Source organism: Synechococcus sp. BO 8801 (assembly GCF_002252675.1).
In the GTDB taxonomy this organism is placed as follows: domain Bacteria; phylum Cyanobacteriota; class Cyanobacteriia; order PCC-6307; family Cyanobiaceae; genus Cyanobium.
This window is the reverse complement of the sequence record NZ_NQKY01000010.1, coordinates 53,424-70,205: the sequence shown is the minus strand read 5'-3', so window position 1 is coordinate 70,205 and position 16,782 is coordinate 53,424. Positions and strand designations below refer to the sequence as shown.

8 protein-coding genes are annotated in these 16,782 nt (G+C 70.5%); 3 read left to right on the top strand and 5 right to left on the bottom strand.

The window, feature by feature from the left end; all coding sequences use genetic code 11:
* Positions 1 to 79: 79 nt before the first annotated feature.
* Positions 80 to 403 carry a DUF3307 domain-containing protein gene (locus tag CJZ86_RS09460; protein WP_094585704.1) on the bottom strand — a complete coding sequence of 108 codons (324 nt, stop codon included), beginning with the start codon at positions 401 to 403 and terminating at the stop codon, positions 80 to 82.
* Between the two features lie 120 nt (positions 404 to 523).
* Positions 524 to 4,552: a CHAT domain-containing protein gene (locus tag CJZ86_RS09455; protein ID WP_094585703.1), complete on the bottom strand. Its 4,029-nt coding sequence runs from the start codon at positions 4,550 to 4,552 to the stop codon at positions 524 to 526.
* 275 nt (positions 4,553 to 4,827) lie between these two features.
* On the opposite strand from CJZ86_RS09455, the gene CJZ86_RS09450 reads away from it, so the two are divergent.
* Entirely contained in the window at positions 4,828 to 6,561 is a 1,734-nt protein-coding gene (locus CJZ86_RS09450) for a ShlB/FhaC/HecB family hemolysin secretion/activation protein (protein ID WP_094585702.1), read from the top strand.
* 3 nt (positions 6,562 to 6,564) lie between these two features.
* On the opposite strand, the gene alaS is transcribed toward CJZ86_RS09450, so the two are convergent.
* The 3 genes from alaS to CJZ86_RS09435 form a co-directional block, all read right to left on the bottom strand.
* Positions 6,565 to 9,243, bottom strand: coding sequence for an alanine--tRNA ligase (alaS, locus tag CJZ86_RS09445; protein ID WP_094585701.1), 2,679 nt, complete (start codon positions 9,241 to 9,243; stop codon positions 6,565 to 6,567).
* Between the two features lie 76 nt (positions 9,244 to 9,319).
* Complete coding sequence (glsA, locus tag CJZ86_RS09440) at positions 9,320 to 11,173, bottom strand: glutaminase A (RefSeq protein ID WP_158219538.1); 1,854 nt, start codon at positions 11,171 to 11,173, stop codon at positions 9,320 to 9,322.
* On the bottom strand, positions 11,166 to 12,974 hold the full coding sequence (locus CJZ86_RS09435; RefSeq protein ID WP_233133941.1) for an HD family phosphohydrolase: 1,809 nt from the start codon (positions 12,972 to 12,974) through the stop codon (positions 11,166 to 11,168). Before CJZ86_RS09435 ends, glsA begins: the two co-directional genes overlap by 8 nt.
* A 243-nt stretch (positions 12,975 to 13,217) precedes the next feature.
* On the opposite strand from CJZ86_RS09435, the gene CJZ86_RS09430 reads away from it, so the two are divergent.
* Positions 13,218 to 13,667 carry a hypothetical protein gene (locus CJZ86_RS09430; RefSeq protein WP_094585698.1) on the top strand — a complete coding sequence of 150 codons (450 nt, stop codon included), beginning with the start codon at positions 13,218 to 13,220 and terminating at the stop codon, positions 13,665 to 13,667.
* A complete protein-coding gene (locus CJZ86_RS09425; protein WP_094585697.1) occupies positions 13,664 to 16,762 on the top strand; it encodes a DEAD/DEAH box helicase in 3,099 nt (1,032 codons plus the stop codon). The genes CJZ86_RS09430 and CJZ86_RS09425 overlap by 4 nt, the downstream gene beginning before the upstream one ends.
* Positions 16,763 to 16,782 lie beyond the last annotated feature (20 nt).

The following is a 16,782-nucleotide window of genomic DNA, read 5'->3' as shown; positions in this document are numbered from 1 at the left end:
CCCTCTGTCCAGGATCGCTTTCTGAATAACCGATTTCCGCATGAAAACTGTCTTCATGACCACAGTTGACGGCAACGTTTCATGACAACCAGAACCCAGGCGATGCGTGCTGGATGGCCAGCCAGGCCCAGAGGAGCTTGGTGATGATGTGAAGGGCCTGGTCGAACGACAGGGTCCAGAGACGACGGCATTTGCCGAAGTCAATCAACAGATGCACGATCCACTCTGCCACACCCAAAAGGGGGGACTGGGTGATCGCGCCCACAAGAAACCCATGGATGGCGGCATGGGAGGTGAGCCACCAACCCCAGCCGAGGGTCACACCGCAACCGGGGCATTTCTCCCGGGCCATACGATCGCTCTGGAGCCCGAAATCCCCGACGAAATGGGCCATCGCCAGCATCAGAAAGACGTTGAAGACGGCTGGAAGATCAGGCACAGAATGAAGAACCGGGGTGGCCGGAGAGGCGCGTCAGGTGAGGCAGGGGGAGGGAACCGGGCCACGGAACCCGTGGGTGAGGCCTCACCAGGGAGTCCCGATCAACTGAACCCCGGCCCAGAAGTAGGGATGGGTCACGCCTGCCGCAATCCGACGCCGCTGGGATGGGCTCAACTCCGTGAGAAGGGGAACGCCATCGGACCCGATGACCTTATCGCCTTCCAGCCGCACCTTGCCAGTGGACATGGCCTGGCGCGTGGCCCGCAGGGCATCGGCTTTCTGCATCCCCTGGTCGAGGAAGCGATAGAGCTGCAGGAAATAGGCAGAGGTGGCGACATCGTCGACATACCAGAGCGTGCCGATGGCACTGCGGGATCCCGCCTGCAGGGCCAGGCCGGCGAATCCGAGTTCGCTGTCGCTGTCGCCCAGGGCCGTGCGGCAGGCGCTGAGCACGAACAGTTCCAGCGGGCTGCCGCTGCGCTGCTGGCGCAGGCTGGCGAATTCCTGCAGGCTCACCGAGCCGGTGCCGGTGTAGATGCGCGCCTGGGAGGGGCCACCGGGCAGGAATTCGGCATGGGTGGCCACGTGCAGGCGCTCGTAGTGCGGGTCGGCGGCCCGGCTCAGCAGCACCTCCGGGGAAAAGTTTTTGTTGAGGAACCGGTCGACCCCGACCCCCTCCGGAATGCCGGCCAGTTCCTCGGGCACCAGGGGCAAGGGGCTGAGCCCCTCGAATTCCGAGGCTCCCGCCGCCAGCACCCGCCCCCGGGTCTGGCGCGGAGGCCCGAAGGAGGTGAGGTTGAGGGACGGGGTCATCGAGAAGCCGTAGCGATCTCCGAAATAGCTGGTGCCGTCGTGGAGGGCCGCGAAGGGGAGGCCCTGGAGGCCCCGGTCGGCGACGATCACCAGGGTGGTGATGCCCTTGGCCCGCAGTTCCGCAGCAATGGGCTCGATCAGGGCCCGGTGGATCTGCCGTGACGGGGAGTCCGGATTCTCCACCTGGAGGGGCTCGAGGCGGGCCAGCTGGCGGTAGAGCGCCCGCAGCTGCTCCCCGAAGCGTTCCCTGGAGAGCTCGACACGCTTGCCGACGGGCTCCCCCCGGCGGCTGAGCAGGATCAGATCGAGGAACGAGTTGGTCGGTTTCTTGCCGCTGGTGTCGGCGGCCTTGGGCTCCTCGCCCGCGGCGGGCTTCTGTTCGGTGAAGGACACCATCAGCACGGCCGGATTGAAGCGCTCGTCATCCCGGTCCCCCTTCTGGGAGGCCTTGCTCAGCAATTGCTGCAGTTCCTCGAGGCGCATGGTCCCGCCGGAATCTCCGGCCATTCCCACATCCCCGAGGGTCCGGCGCACGTCCTCGGTGCGCTGCTGATCGCCGTCGGTGATCGCCGCGGCCACCTGGGCCGTGGAGAGGCTGCTGGTGGTGGTGGTGAGGGGGCCGGGCACCGGCACCGACCCGCCCGTGAGACTGAAATCCGCCTCCGAGAGGTTCACCGCCAGGGCATCAGAGCCCACCCCGCGCTGGATGCTGCTGACGGTGGAGCCGAAGGGGGTTGTCTGGGTCGAGGGGAAGATGCGGTAGCCGAGATCGGGCAGGAGGAACGACGGGGCCGGCGGGCTCGAGGGGCTCGGCGGGGAGGACGGTGATGGGGTTGCCGGAGACGTGACCGCCTGGGGTGGGAGCGGGGTGACGGGCGGTGTGGGGATGACGGGCGGATCGGGCGGGGCCGGGGGCGGCGGCGGCGTCGCCGCCAGATCGCCGCCGAAGCTGAATGGCAGCTGGGGATCGCCGGTCGTGACGACGCCCTGAAGCGTGAAACCGATCGGCAGGACGATCTGGGCGGGATCGAAGGCGCCGGTGATGCCACGGGCCCGGATCAGCTCGAAGGGGGTGATGACCCCCACGACCGGGGGCGACACCACCTCCAGCCCCCCGCCGAGGAGGGTGTCGCCGAAGACGGAGAGCTCGTCGGGGGTGGAAAGATCGAACAGCAGCCGACTGTTGGGCTCCAGCGTGAGGCTGCGGGCACGAATCTGCAGCGCGCCGACCGGATCGAGCAACGCCTCCGGTGCCCCCGGCAGCAGGGAGGTTCCGTTGGTGAACGTCCCCAGACCGGAACCCACCTCGATCAGGCCGGATCCCTCGATCGTTCCTTCATTCCGGAAGGCGGCGCCGTCGATCAGGAGCCGCGCCGAACCATTGCCCTGCAGGACGATCGAGGCCCCGGGGGAGACGGCCGCGCTCTGCAGGTCAAGGGTGGCGCCGGGAGCGATCACGATCGATCCGGCGTTGTCGAGGGCCGCCAGCTGGTTGGCCCCCGACAGCTGGAGCTGGGCCCCGCTCTCCACGGCCAGATTCGGGCCAGCGATCGTGGCCTGGTTGAGCGCCAGGGTCGCCCCCGTGGCGACATTGATCAGGGTGGTCTTGACGGGGGTCAAATCCGTGACCGTGCCACGGTCGATCAGGCTGCTCTGGGCCGAAGGGCCGATCTGCAGCAGCGCCGTCGAGAAGGCGGTGACGTTGCGGCCGGGCCCCTGGACATAACGCCTGGAGATATCCAGAACGGCCGGCCGGCCATCATTGAAGCTCGATAGTTGAATGGCCCCGAAACTTGTGGGGCTCCAGCTGAATTCTCCGGTCCGAATGGTGCCGGAACGAAGCTGGAAGGGTTCGATGGCTCCGGTGAGTTCGATGTTGCCGTCGATCCGGGACGCCCCCTGGAAGGTGCGCAGGGTTCCGGTGTTGATGTCCACCGCGCCCTTCTGCCAGCTGATCGCTCCCACGGGGGCGGAGGGATCGGCACTTTTCTGGTACCAGAGATTGACATCCAGCCTCCCGGTCGCGGAAGTGTTCGAGAAGGCCGTGGGATCCACGCCCGGGACGTTGATCTGGATGTTGCCATCGGCCCTCAGCTCCAGGGTGGCGTTCGCCCCGGCCGTCTTCTGCACCGGGGCCAGCAGGGAGATGGTCCCCGACTGGGTCCCGGCAGGGTCGGTGGTGTCCACGATCACCGTCTGGCCTCCGTTGAGGGCGGTGTTGATCAGCCCCACGTCGATCAGCGACGCCGAGCCCGGCAATCCGCCACCGGAACCGCCGGGCGGAGGACCGCCACCGGATCCGGCGGGAACGATGTCGATGTCGCGGGGGTCGATCAGCCAGGTGCCGCCCCGCCCCCGCGCCGCCGACAGATCGGGAGCGGTGGAGAGCACCAGGCTGCTCGCCGAGGTTTCGACGAAGCCGCCATCGCCGCCCTGGGGACCGCCCCGGGCGCTGATGACGCCATGGACCTCGGCCCGCTGCTTGCCCAGGATCTCGATGCTCCCGCCCCGGCCAGCGCCGCTGGCATCCGCCCGCAGGCTGGAGCCGGCCATGGAGACCCGTTCCCCGGCCAGCCGGATGCGGCCGCCGTCCGGGCCGGAGACCTCCACCGTGCTGTCCTGGAGCGACACCGCCTGCCCCTGCAGGGCCACGTTGCCGCCAGGCGCCTGCAGCCGGGATCCCCCCAGCAGCACGTGGCCGCCCTGGGCATCCAGAAGAAGGCCCCCATCGACGGTGAGCAGGCCGCCGTCGATGGCCAGGTCCCCCTGGGCGGAGAGGCCCAGCTGACCCAGGCTGGCCGGATCGGTGCTGAGACCGGACAAGCCCAGAAGCGGAGTGCCCGTCAAGGCGGCGGCGGCGGCGGCCGTGGTGCCGAGCACGTCGAAGCGTCCGTCGCCCACCCGCAACGTGGTGGCGGTCGTCAGGTTGAGCTGCTGGACGTTGGTGAACGTGCCGGCCCCGCTGAGTCGGAGCCCCCCCGGGGAGAGCCAGACCAGGTTGGCCGGACCGCTGAGGGTGACGGCCTTGTCGATGAAGCTGCCCAGGGGGTGGGTGACCCCCACCATCACGTTGCGATGCCCACCCACATCGAGCGTGACGCCCGTGATCGCCCCGCGGGTGTCGAAGGCGGAGAAACGGTGAAAGAGGTTGGCCCCGGCGGAGGTGCCCCCCCGGATCGCACAGGCCCCGCTGGAGCAGCTGCCGCCGAGTTGGCCATTCACCACACTGCCGAGTCCGAGGATCCCGCCGGTGGCGGTGATCTCACCGGCGGCAACGGGGGAGGCCAGCAGGCCCAGCACAACCGTGAGCCCCAGCGGCAGGAGGCGAGACCGCCGTTGCGTCAGCCATGCCGGACAAATGAGGCGGATCCGGACCAACTCACCGGGCAAAAAGTAGCGGTTGTTACTCAAGATTGGCCCCACTCTTCACCACAGCAGGTAAGTTCCCTAGGCGCCGATGGCTGAACCACTTGCTGGGTCATCATTCACGCCTCAGGTGTTAGTCCACCTGATCTCATCAACACCTCAGCAAGCTACCAGCCTCTCTTTCTGAGCGGGAACTCGGCCCACCCTGCATGCTCCTCCTTCTCGCCCAGCTGGTGGCTCCGCCCCTGCAGGATGGGCCGATCCGCCTTCCGGGCCCGCCCCGCCAGCTGGAACGGCCCTCTCCCGCCGAGCCCCAGCCGGCCCCTCCGGTCGACGTCCGCCCCCTGGAGACTCCCGCCCCCCAGCCCGACGGCGGCGGAGCCCCGCCCGCCGGCGCTGGCCCCGCCGCCCCGGAACCGGCCCCCCAGCCCCCCACCTCACTGGCACCGGCCGCCCTGCCCGAGATCCGCGGGCTGACGCTCTACACCCCTGAGCAGGTGCCCACGATCCTGGCCGAATGCAGCAGGATCACCGATCCCCAGGAGCGGCTCAAGGCCTGCGCCGTGGCCCTGAGCACCCGGCTCGTCTTCGACGGGTACGTCAGCAGCCGTGTCTATGTGGTGAGCGACCCGGCGCCGGGGTATCTCGATGTGGTGGAAGGCCGTGTGGTCGGCATCCAGGTCTCCGGCAGCGATCCCTGGCTGAACCGTCGCGTCGGCCGGCTGTTGCGCCCCCTGCGGGGCCAGATCCTGCGGCTGTCGACGGTGGAGCTGCAGCTGCAGCTGCTCAAACGGCAGCCGGGAATCGAGAGCGTGCGGGGCACCCTGGCCCGGCTGGGCAGCGACCCCTCCGAAGGGGTGTTCCGCGTCGCCGTGGAGCCCTCGCGGGAGCCCTGGCAGGGGGATCTGTCCCTGCGCAACGACGGCAACAGCGGCTCGGGGGAGTTCCGCGCCGTGGCCACGCTGCTGAAGCCGAGCCTGCTGCGGCGCGGGGACACGCTGCTGGTCTACGGCGAGCTCGATGCCACCGACACCCCCGAGCTGGGCGCCGCCATCGCCTCCCTCAGCTACACCTACCCCTTCAGCGACAACCTCAGCCTCACCGGCGGCATCGGCTTCAGCCGCCGCAACCTGGTGGAACTGCCGGCCCCGGCCGACGGGTTCTCCACGAACCAGTACCAGGCCCTGGCCCAGTTCGAGTGGGTGTTCCGCGAATCCCTCAGCCAGCGCTGGAGCCTGTTCGCCGGCTACAGCAACAGCCGCAGCAACATCTACGAGCAGGGCAGCTCCCTGCCGGTCTCGGTGCCCGCCAGCGTCCGCGCCCCCGCCGGCGGCTACCTGCGGCTGGGCGTCAACGGCAGCGGCGCCGGCCGCCACAGCAGCTGGAGCGGCAGCGCCTACCTGCTGCAGGGGGTCGCCGCGGCGACCCCGACCGTCCAGCGCCAGGAACTGGCCGAAGCGGGCATCACGGCGGGCCGGGCCACCGCCATCGGCGGCTTCCTCTCCGGCTCCTGGACGATCTCGCCCCGCTGGCAGGTCAACCTGCGGACCGCCGCCCAGCTGGCCTTCGCTCCGCTGACCTCATCGATGCAGTTCACCCTCGGCTCCGATGTGGGGCTGCGCGGGCTGCCCGGCCAGCTGATCAGCGGCGACAGCGGCTGGCTGGCCAGCACCGAAGCGGTCTGGACCTTCTGGGACAGCAAGACCAGCGCCCTCCAGCTCGTCCCCTTCATCGGTGCCGGCGGCATCCGCACGAGCTTCAGCGGCGGCACCTTCGGCGACACGGTGGGCTCCGGCGGCGTGCTGCTGCGCTGGCTGGCCAGCAACCACTGGTCGGTGGAGCTGGGCTGGGCCGTGCCCTTCTCCACCACCGACAACCTGGGCCCCTGGAACGACTGGCTGCTGGGCCAGGGGCTCTACACCCGGGTGAACTACCGCTTCTGAGCCTCAGCCACCCAGCTGGGCGGTCAGCAGCCGACGGGCCTCCGCCAGCGCCCCATCGAGGGCGGCGCCGTCCCGCCCCCCCGCCTGTGCCAGCTGGGGCCGGCCACCGCCGCCGCCGCCGCAAAGCTTGGCGATGCCACCGATGAAGGCCCCCGCCTTGGCCCCGGCGGCCACCACCGCGGGGCCGAAGGCCGCCACCAGGATCACCTTGCCCAGGTCCGCCGGGTCCGGCAGGCCGCCGAGCACCACCGCCGCCCCCTCCCCGAGCTGCTGCTGCAGGCGCTGGGCCGCCTCCTGGAGGCCGGCGCCATCGACGCCATCGAGGCGCTCCACCAGCAGCCGATGGGAACCGAGCGCTTCGGCCCGCTCCGCCAGGGCGCTGGCCTTGGCCGCCGCCAGGGCCCCCCGTGCCGCCGCCAGCTCCTTGAGGGTGGCCCGCAGCTCCTCTCCCTGGAGGGCCACCCGCTCGAGGATCTCGCCGGGCTGGGCCTTGAAGCGATCGGCCAGCTCGCGCACCACCCGGTCACGCTCCCGCAGATAGGGGAGCAGGGCCGGACCCGCCACGGCCTCGATGCGGCGGATGCCCGCCGCCACCCCCGTCTCGGCGACGATCCGGAACAGGCCGATCTCGGCGGTGTTGGCCACGTGGGTTCCGCCGCAGAGCTCCATCGAGACGCCGGGCACGTCCACCACCCGCACGACCTCGCCGTACTTCTCACCGAACATGGCCACGGCCCCGGCGGCCCGGGCCCGCTCCAGGGCCATCTCCGCCACCTCCAGGGGGTGGGCCTCGGCGATCCAGCCGTTGACCAGGTCCTCGATCCGCTCCAGCTCGGCCGGGGTCAGGGCCCGGGGGCAGTGGACGTCGAAGCGCAGCCGGTCGAAATCGACCAGGGAGCCCGCCTGGGAGACGCCGTCATCCACCACCTGCTTGAGGGCCGCCTGCAGCAGGTGGGTGGCGGTGTGGTGGGCCTGGGCGCGGCGGCGGCAGCTGCGATCCACCCGGGCCTGCACCACATCGCCCACCGCCAGACGGCCGCGCTCGATCCGGCCGCTGTGGACGAACACGCTGCGGTTGCGGCTCACCGCCTCGATGGCCACGATCAGGCCTCCCCCGACCCCGGCGCCCCCTTCCCCGGCCAGCAGCACGCCCCGGTCGCCCACCTGGCCGCCCGATTCGCCGTAGAAGGGGGTGCTGTCGAGCACGATCTGCACCGCATCGCCGGCGGCGGCGGCGGTGGCCGGTTCCCCGTTCACCACCAGGGCCAGCACGCAGGCCGGCTGGTCGAGGGCTTCATAGCCACGGAAGTCGGTGGGCTCGAGGGCGCCCGCCACCTGCTCGATCGCCCCCTGGAGGGTGAGGTCGATGCTGACGGCCGCCGCCTTGGCCCGCTGGCGCTGGCGCTCCATGGCCGCCTCGAAGCCGTCCAGGTCCACCGTCAGGCCGTGCTCCTCGGCGATCTCCGCGGTGAGCTCCAGCGGGAAGCCGTAGGTGTCGTAGAGCTCGAAGGCCGCGTCGCCGCTGATGCGCTCCGGCCGGGCGGCGAGCACCTCGGCCAGCAACTTCTCGCCCCGCTCCAGGGTGTCCAGGAAGCGGGCCTCCTCCCGCACCAGCTCGGCCAGGATCACCTCGCGGCGCTCCGGCAGCTGGGGATGGGCCGGGGCCATCAGCTCGATCGCCGCCTCCCCCATGACCGCCAGGAAGGGACGGTCGATGCCCAGCAGCCGGCCGTGGCGCACAACGCGGCGCAGCAGGCGGCGCAGCACGTAACCCCGGCCCAGGTTGGAGGCGGTGACCCCATCGGCGATCAGCTGGGTGATGGCCCGGCTGTGGTCGCCGATCACCTTCAGGGAGGTCTGGGCGCGGGCGTCGAGGGCGCGGTAATCGACCCCTGCCAGCGCGGCGGCGGCTTCCACCAGCGGATAGATGAGGTCGGTCTCGTAGTTGTTCGGAACCTGCTGCAGGATCTGGGCCATGCGCTCCAGACCCATGCCGGTGTCGATGCTGCGCCGGGCCAGGGGCGTGAGGGTGCCGGCCGCGTCGCGGTTGTACTGCATGAACACCAGGTTGTAGAACTCGATGAAGCGGCTGTCGTCCTCCAGGTCGATGCCGTCGTCGCCCCGTTCCGGGTGGAAGTCGTAGTAGATCTCCGAGCAGGGGCCGCAGGGGCCGGTGGGGCCGGAGGCCCAGAAGTTGTCGGCCTCATCCATGCGGATGATCCGCTTCGGATCCACCCCCACGGCATCACGCCAGAGGGCGGCGGCCTCGTCGTCCTCCCGGAAGACGCTGACCACCAGGTTGGCCGGATCGAGGCCGAAGACTTCGGTGGTGAGTTCCCAGGCCCAGGCGATCGCCTCCTCCTTGAAGTAGTCGCCGAAGGAGAAGTTCCCCAGCATCTCGAAGAAGGTGTGGTGCCGGGCCGTGCGGCCCACGTTCTCGATGTCGTTGGTGCGGATGCACTTCTGACTGCTGGTGGCCCGGGGCGCCGGCGGCGCGGCCTGGCCGAGGAACACCGGCTTGAAGGGCAGCATGCCGGCGATGGTGAGCAGCACCGTCGGGTCGTCGGGCACCAGGGAGGCGCTGGCCATCCGCCGGTGCCCCTGCCGCTCGTAGAACGCGAGGAAGGCCTCCCGGATCTCGGCTCCGCTGCGGGGCCTGGGGCGGGTGGAATCGGCAGCCATCACAACAACGCAGGGAGAGGTCCTGGGACAGGCATGATCGCCCAGCGCCGGGGCCCCCGGGGTCGCTCCGCTGGCCTCAGTAGTGCTCCATCAGCGTCAGCTGGACGCTCGTCTGGCTCAGCTTGGCGCCGATGTCGCAGGTGAGCGCCTTGAGCAGGGCGATCACCACGTCGGGATGGCTGGCACTGAGCTCGTCGAAGGCGTTGCGGTGCAGCACCCAGCACTCGCCGGGGCGGGTGGCGATGATGTCGGCGGTGCGCGGCGTCTGGGCCACGAAACCGATCTCGCCGAAGCAGAGCCCGGGGCCGAAGGTGGCCAGCCGGGTGGAATGGCTCTGTCCGTCGCCGGTCTTGATGTCGAGGGCGATGTCGAAGGAGCCGGAGCGCACCAGGAACAGCTCGTCGCCGGGATCCCCCCGGCGGATCACGAAATCCCCGGCCATGAACGATCGCCTCACCAGGTGCTCCGCCAGGATCCGGCGGTGGTCCGCCCCCAGGGCGGCCAGGACACCCTGATCCGCCAGATCGTCGTCGTCGCCGTTGTCCGCGTCGGCCGCGGGGGCGTACCAGGTGAGCAGCAGCTCCTCGGCGGCCTCGAGGGCGGAATCCAGGTGCTCATAGGCATCGATCCGTTCGGTGATGGCCCAGCCGGCCCTGGACACCAGGGGCAGCCGGCCGGCCCGCGACAGGAGGATCTCCACCCCCTGATCCTCCAGGGAACAGAGCTGGCGGTCCAGCAGCCCCGAGGACTCCATCGGGCACTCGGTCACGTGGGCCAGATCAAGGATCAGGATGCGCACGTCGCCGCTGAGCCGCACCAGCTCGGCGGCCAGCTGCTCGATGCCGCCGAAATCGAGCACCCCCTGCACGTGAATGATGCGCACTTCGTCCCGGTGGGGCGCCAGGATCTCCAGCTCCCGCTCACTGCGCCAGCGGCGCGATTTGCGCTGGGAGCCCTGGTAGGAGCGGCGGATGGTGGCATCGACCTGGTAGTACTGATTGAACAGGCTCAGGCCCACTCCCGCCGACAGCTGGCGGCAGACCGCCACCCCCCGGACGCTGTTGCCGAAACCGTCGAGGGGCGGTGAATAGGTGGCGATGCCGAGTCGTCCAGGAATCACCGCCATGACGCCGCCGGCGACGCCGCTCTTGGCCGGGATGCCGACGTCATGGAGCCACTGGCCGGCGAAGTCGTACATGCCGCAGGTGCCCATCAGGGCCAGCACCCGCACGGTGATGTCATAGGAGAGGGGCTGGCCGCCGGTGAAGGGATTGCGGCCCTGGCAGGCCAGGGTGGCGGCCATCACGGCCAGGTCGCGGCAGGTGACGGAGATGGCGCACTGGCGGAAATAGAGATCGAGGGCCGGCTCCGGATCCGATTCGATGATGTTGAAGTTGCGCAGCAGGTGGCCGATGGCGCGGTTGCGGTGGCCCGTCTCCTTTTCCGAGCGGTAGACGGCCTCGTTGATCGTCAGGGGCCGGCCGGCCAGCTCGGCGAAGTACTCCAGCAGCAGATCGACGGCCCCGCCGGGGTTGGCGTCACAGATCTGGGCGGAGGCGGCGATCGCCCCGGCGTTGATCATCGGGTTGCGCGGCTTGCCGGAGTCCGGATCCAGGCTGATGGCGTTGAAGGCTTCCCCGGAGGGCTCCACGTCAATCTTGCTGGCCATGACGTCGAAGGAGAGCATCTTCAGCGCCAGGGCATAGATGAACGGCTTGGAGATCGACTGGATCGTGAACTCCTTCCTGGTGTCACCGATCTCATAGATGCGTCCGCCCGAGGTGGCGATGACGATGCCGAAGTCGTCGGGGCAGGCCTTGGCCAGCTCGGGGATGTAATCGGCCACCCTCCCTTCCCGGACCCCGGCGAAGGAGGCGTGAAGCTCGCCCAGCAGTTCCTGGATGACGTTGGAATGGGGCTGGTCAGGCATGGGGCCCCAGCAGGGCGTCCAGATCCACCGGATCGATCTGGTCGGCGGCCATGAAGCGCTCCGCGTAGGTGAGGTAGGCGCCGGATCGCAGGAAGAGCGCGAAAAGGTCCGCATCGATGCGGCCGCGATCCCGCAGACCGGCCAGGATCGCCAGGGACTGGGACAGGGGCATGCCCCGCTTATAGGGCCGATCGGCGGCGGTCAGGGCCTCGAAGATGTCGGCGATGGCCAGGATCCGGGCCGGGATCGACAACTGCTCCGCCCCCAGCCCCCGAGGGTAGCCGCGGCCGTCGAGGGTTTCGTGGTGCCCTCCCGCGATCTCCGCGACGCGGGCCAGGGAGGGGGGAAAGGTCATGCTCTCCAGCATCACGATCGTGTGGATCATGTGCTCGCGGATCTTGTAGATCTCCTCGGGGGTGAGGGTGCCCCTGGCCACCGAGAGGTTGTAGAGCTCGCCGCGGTTGTAGAGCAGTTCCGGCACCGCCAGGTTGAACCCCCAGCGGGCCTCCGGCACCTCCTCCGGCGGCCGGGGGATGCGGTGGTGGGGGGCGTCGTCGAGCAGGAACTCCCGGGCGGGCAGGGGCGGCGGCGGCCCGCTGTACCGGGTCTGCTCCTCCCAGCCCAGGCCGATCCGGTCGTCGAAATGGCGCCACCAGGTGCGCTCCGCCAGCCGCCGGAGCTGGGCGAGATCCTCCGGATCGGTGCCTTCGCTGCCCAGGTTGCAGCGGGCCACGCAGGCGAAATCCTGCTGCAGCTCCTGCTCCAGCCGGGCGTACTCCCGCTCCAGGGCGACCGGGTCGCCGCCCGCCAGCAGACCCTCGAGCATGGCGATGCGTCCATCCCGGAGCAGCACCTCGAAGCGGGTGCGGATCTCGTGCAGCCGGTTGGCGGGGGCGTCCAGCTTGGTGGCCTTCTCCACCACCGCCTCGGGGGTGACGATCTTGCCGCAGTCGTGCAGCCAGGCCGCCGTGCGGAACTCCCGGCGCTCCGCCTCCCCCTTGAAGCGGAAGGGGGCCAGCGGCCCGTCTTGGGTGGCCTCCGCCGCTTCCGCCAGCAGCAGCGCCAGCTCCGGCACCCGGGAACAGTGGCGGCCCGTGTGGGAACTGCGGGCATCGATCGCCCCCGCCAGCAGGGCAATCATCGAATCGATCTGCCGCTGCTGCCCCTCCAGGGCCTGGGTGCGCTCGACGCAGACCGCCGCCAGGGCGGCCAGGGCCTCGATCAGCTGCTGGTCGCCGGCGTCGTAGGGGCGCACCAGCGAGGGGGCCGTTTCAGGGGTGAGCAGCGAGGAGGACTCCCGCTTCCTGTTGATCAGCTGCATCACCCCCACCACCTCCCCGGCCATGGTCCGCAGCGGCACCACCAGCATCGAGACCGCCCGGTAGCCCATGCGGCGATCCAGTTCGGCATTGAAGCGGTAGGGACGGTCGGCGGGGATCGCGTAGACGTCGGGCAGGTTGAGCGCCTCACCGTGCAGGGCCGTCCAGCCCACCAGTCGCTCGGGGGTGATCGGGAAGCGCTCATCCAGCAGGGTGGCATCGATGCCGGTGTCGCCGGCGGCCAGGGAGCTGTTCTGGAAGGCGGTGAACCAGAGCCGCTTCTCCCCCTTCTCCTGCTCCACCAGGTAGATGCTGCCGGCGTCGCTGAGGGTGAGATCCCTGGAGCTGGAAAGGATCTGCCGCAGCAGGGCCGGCAGGTTGACCGCACCGCTGATGGCGGTCGCGATCTGCAGCATCTCCGGCAGCGCGCGCCGTGCCTGGTGGGCATCGGAGGCGTGCGGTGGCGGATGGGCGGCGCTCAAGGGGGTGGCCAACCGTGGTGGGAGTCCGTTCCCTGCCCGGCAGCAGTGACGCGTGACTGGAATCAGGGAAACACCGGAAAGCCGTGACGGCAACAGCGGCCTGCTGCCGAGGCCCAGTGGCCGTGCTGGAGGGACGTTCTGTAGAGCTGCTGGAACAGCGATGGGCTGGCTGACCCGTAGCACTGGCCACAGCCGATGAATAATGTAAGGCTGCCGGTGGCCAGGCATGATCGGGCCATCGCCATGGCCTTGCCGTTGACCCAGGCGTCCGACGATTCCCGTGCCCGTCTGCGGCTGCAGTCCCTGTCGTGGGCGCTGCTGGGCGGGTTCGCCGCCGCCCTGATCGGCCTGCCGGCCGGCCTGGAGAGTGGGCTGCGCTCGGCGGGCTGCGGCTTCTTCTACGGCCTGCTGGCCTTTCACCTCCAGCGCGTCGATCCGGATGACGACCACCTGGCCGCCGGCCTGGTGGGGGCGGTCTGCGGCATCCGCAGCCTCGGGGGCCCCGTTCCGGTCACCGCCCTGGCCCTGCCGGTCCCGGAGATCCAGTCCCTCCTGCACCAGCCCCTGGCCCGCGGCGCGGTCGGCGCGATCCTTGAGCTGCTGCGCGGCTGGTTGCCGCTCTGGCTTCCCCTGATCGGCAGCGCCTTGCTGCTGCAGGCCGCCCAGCGCCTCCTGCCCGCCCTGCGGCCATGAGCCTGCTCCATGCCACCTGGCTGTTTCCCCCGGAAGGGGCCGGTGGCCGGCTGCTGCTCTGGGCCGACACCTGGAGGGTCGCCACTCCGGTGGCACCGCTGCGCACCGTTCCCGACCATCCCCTGTCCCTCAGCGTCGACGATCTGGGCGCCTGGCTGGATGACCATGGCCTCTGGTCGGAGGCCTTCCGGCCGGCGGAGGCCCAGCTCACCCTGCCCAGCCGCAGCCAGGGGGCCCGGGGCCGCCGCAAGGCGGCCAGCGAGGGTCTGGCGGCCTGGAGCGGTCTGCCGCTGCAGGCGGGCGAGCCGATCCCGAAGGAAGTGCAGTGGTGGCCCTGGCGGGTGGAGGGCCTGGCCCTCGATCCGGCGGGGGCGGGCGAATGGCTCGCCGGGCTGCCCCTCTCCGGCGACGACCCCGGCCTGGCCGACGACCTGCGCTGGTGGAGCCATCTGGAGCGCTGGGCCCTGAGCCTGATCGCCCGCGGCCGCTGGCTGCCCCAGGTGGAGGAGGACCGGGCCCGCTGGCTGCCCCTGCTCAACCGGGAAGGGGACCGGCGCCGGCTGGAGGAACTGGCCATCCGGCTGCCCCAGGTGGCCACCTGCGCCATGGCCCCCGGAGCGCCGGGGGAGGGGGGGCTGGCCTGCCGCCGCCCCGGCAGCGGCCGGCTGCGGGTGGCCAGCCTGCTGGAGGCGTTGCTCGACGGCCAGCTGCGCGCCGGCTTCCGTCCCCCCGCCGAGGGCCTCGATCCCCTGCTGGGCGCCTGGCAGAAGGCCCTCGGCCCCGGCCCCGGCCGGCTCGACCTGGACGAGGAGGAGCGGGAGCGGCTGGCGGTGGCCACCCAGCACTGGCGCGAAGCGGTGGCGGGGCGGGTGGCCCCGGCCCGGGCCTGCCTGGAACTGTTCACCCCCGAGGAGGGCGAGGAGCTCTGGGAGCTGCGCTTCTCCCTGCAGGCGGAGGCCGATCCCAGCCTGCGCATGCCGGCCCGCACGGTCTGGAATGCGGGCGACGGCCGGCTCCAGCTTGGCGAGGTGGATGTGGCCGAGCCGGGCCAGCTGCTGCTGGAGGGCCTGGGCCGGGCCCTGCAGGTGTTCGAGCCGATCGGGCGGGGCCTCGATGCGGCAGCCCCGGAAACCATGCAGCTCACCCCGGCCGAGGCCTTCGTGCTGGTGCGCACCGCCGCCGCCCAGCTGCGCGACGTGGGGGTGGGCGTGGTGCTGCCGGCCAGCCTCAGCGGCGGGCTGGCCAGCCGGCTGGGACTCGCGATCGTGGCCGAGCTGCCGGACCGTTCCCGCGGCTTCTCCCTGGGGGAGAGCCTCGAATGGAAATGGGATCTGATGATCGGCGGGGTCACCCTCACCCTCAAGGACCTGGAGCGCCTCTCCACCAAGCGCAGTCCGCTGGTGCAGCACAAGGGCGCCTGGATCGAGCTGCGGCCCAGCGATCTCAGGAACGCCGAGCGCTTCTGCGCGGCCAAACCCAACCTCAGCCTCGACGATGCCCTGCGGCTCACGGCCAGCGATGGCGACACCCTGATGCGGCTGCCGGTGCATCGCTTCATCCCGGGGCCCCGGCTGAGCGCCGTCCTGGAGCAGTACCACCAGCAGAAGGCCCCCGATCCCCTGCCGGCGCCGGAGGGCTTCGCCGGCCAGCTGCGGCCCTACCAGGAGCGGGGCCTGGGCTGGCTGGCCTTCCTGCACCGCTTCGACCAGGGGGCCTGCCTGGCGGACGACATGGGCCTGGGCAAGACGGTGCAGCTGCTGGCCTTCCTGCAGCACCTCAAGGTGGAGCAGGAACTGAAGCGCCCCGTCCTGCTGGTGGCCCCCACCTCGGTGCTCACCAACTGGAAGCGGGAGGCGGCGGCCTTCACGCCGGACCTGGAGGTGCGGGAGCACTACGGTCCGCGCCGGCCCTCCACCCCCGAAAAGCTGGCCAAGGCCCTGGACGGGGTGGACCTGGTGCTCACCAGCTATGGGCTGCTGCAGCGCGACAGCGAACTGCTGGAGAGCATCGACTGGCAGGGCGTCGTGATCGACGAAGCCCAGGCGATCAAGAACCCGGCGGCCAAGCAGAGCCAGGCGGCCCGCGACCTGGGCCGTCCGGGCAAGCAGGGCCGCTTCCGCATCGCCCTCACCGGCACCCCGGTCGAGAACCGGGTGAGCGAGCTGTGGGCCCTGATGGACTTCCTCAATCCGCGGGTGCTGGGGGAGGAGGGCTTCTTCCGCCAGCGCTACCGGCTGCCGATCGAGCGCTACGGCGACATGAGTTCCCTGCGGGATCTCAAGGCCCGGGTCGGGCCGTTCATCCTGCGGCGGCTCAAGACCGACCGCTCGATCATCTCCGACCTGCCGGAGAAGGTGGAGCTGCGCGAATGGGTGGGCCTGTCGGCGGAGCAGACGAAGCTCTACCGCAAGACCGTGGACGAGAGCCTCGATGCCATCGCCCGCGCCCCCCTCGGCCAGCGCCACGGCCAGGTGCTCGCCCTGCTCACCCGGCTCAAGCAGATCTGCAACCACCCGGCCCTGGCCCTCAAGGAGAGCGGAGTCGACAGCGGCTTCGCCGGCCGCAGCGCCAAGGTGCTGCGGCTGGAGGAGATCCTCGAGGAGGTGATCGAGGCGGGCGACCGGGCCCTGCTGTTCACCCAGTTCGCCGAATGGGGCCACCTGCTCAAGGTCTACCTGGAGCAGCGCTGGCGCCAGGACGTGCCCTTTCTGCACGGCGGCAGCAGCAAGACGGACCGCCAGGCGATGGTGGACCGCTTCCAGGAGGATCCCCGCGGCCCCCAGCTGTTCCTGCTCTCACTCAAGGCCGGGGGTGTGGGCCTCAACCTCACCCGGGCCAGCCACGTGTTCCACATCGACCGCTGGTGGAACCCCGCCGTGGAGAACCAGGCCACCGACCGGGCCTACCGGATCGGCCAGACCAACCGGGTGCTGGTGCACAAGTTCATCACCAGCGGTTCGGTGGAGGAGAAGATCGACCGCATGATCGAGGAGAAATCCAGGCTGGCCGCCGACATCGTCGGCAGCGGTGAGGAATGGCTCGGTGGCTTCGACGTGGGCCAGCTGCGGGACCTGGTGGCCCTGGAGGAGGGCTGAGGAGCGGCGCGGCGAGGGGC

Bases quoted from the DNA above. Each gene is read 5' to 3' on its own strand.
- CJZ86_RS09460 (WP_094585704.1), bottom strand. From the start codon at position 403: ATGCTGGCGATGGCCCATTTCGTCGGGGATTTCGGGCTCCAGAGCGAT.
- CJZ86_RS09450 (WP_094585702.1), top strand. From the start codon at position 4,828: ATGCTCCTCCTTCTCGCCCAGCTGGTGGCTCCGCCCCTGCAGGATGGG.
- alaS (WP_094585701.1), bottom strand. From the start codon at position 9,243: ATGGCTGCCGATTCCACCCGCCCCAGGCCCCGCAGCGGAGCCGAGATC.
- glsA (WP_158219538.1), bottom strand. From the start codon at position 11,173: ATGCCTGACCAGCCCCATTCCAACGTCATCCAGGAACTGCTGGGCGAG.
- CJZ86_RS09430 (WP_094585698.1), top strand. From the start codon at position 13,218: ATGGCCTTGCCGTTGACCCAGGCGTCCGACGATTCCCGTGCCCGTCTG.
- CJZ86_RS09425 (WP_094585697.1), top strand. From the start codon at position 13,664: ATGAGCCTGCTCCATGCCACCTGGCTGTTTCCCCCGGAAGGGGCCGGT.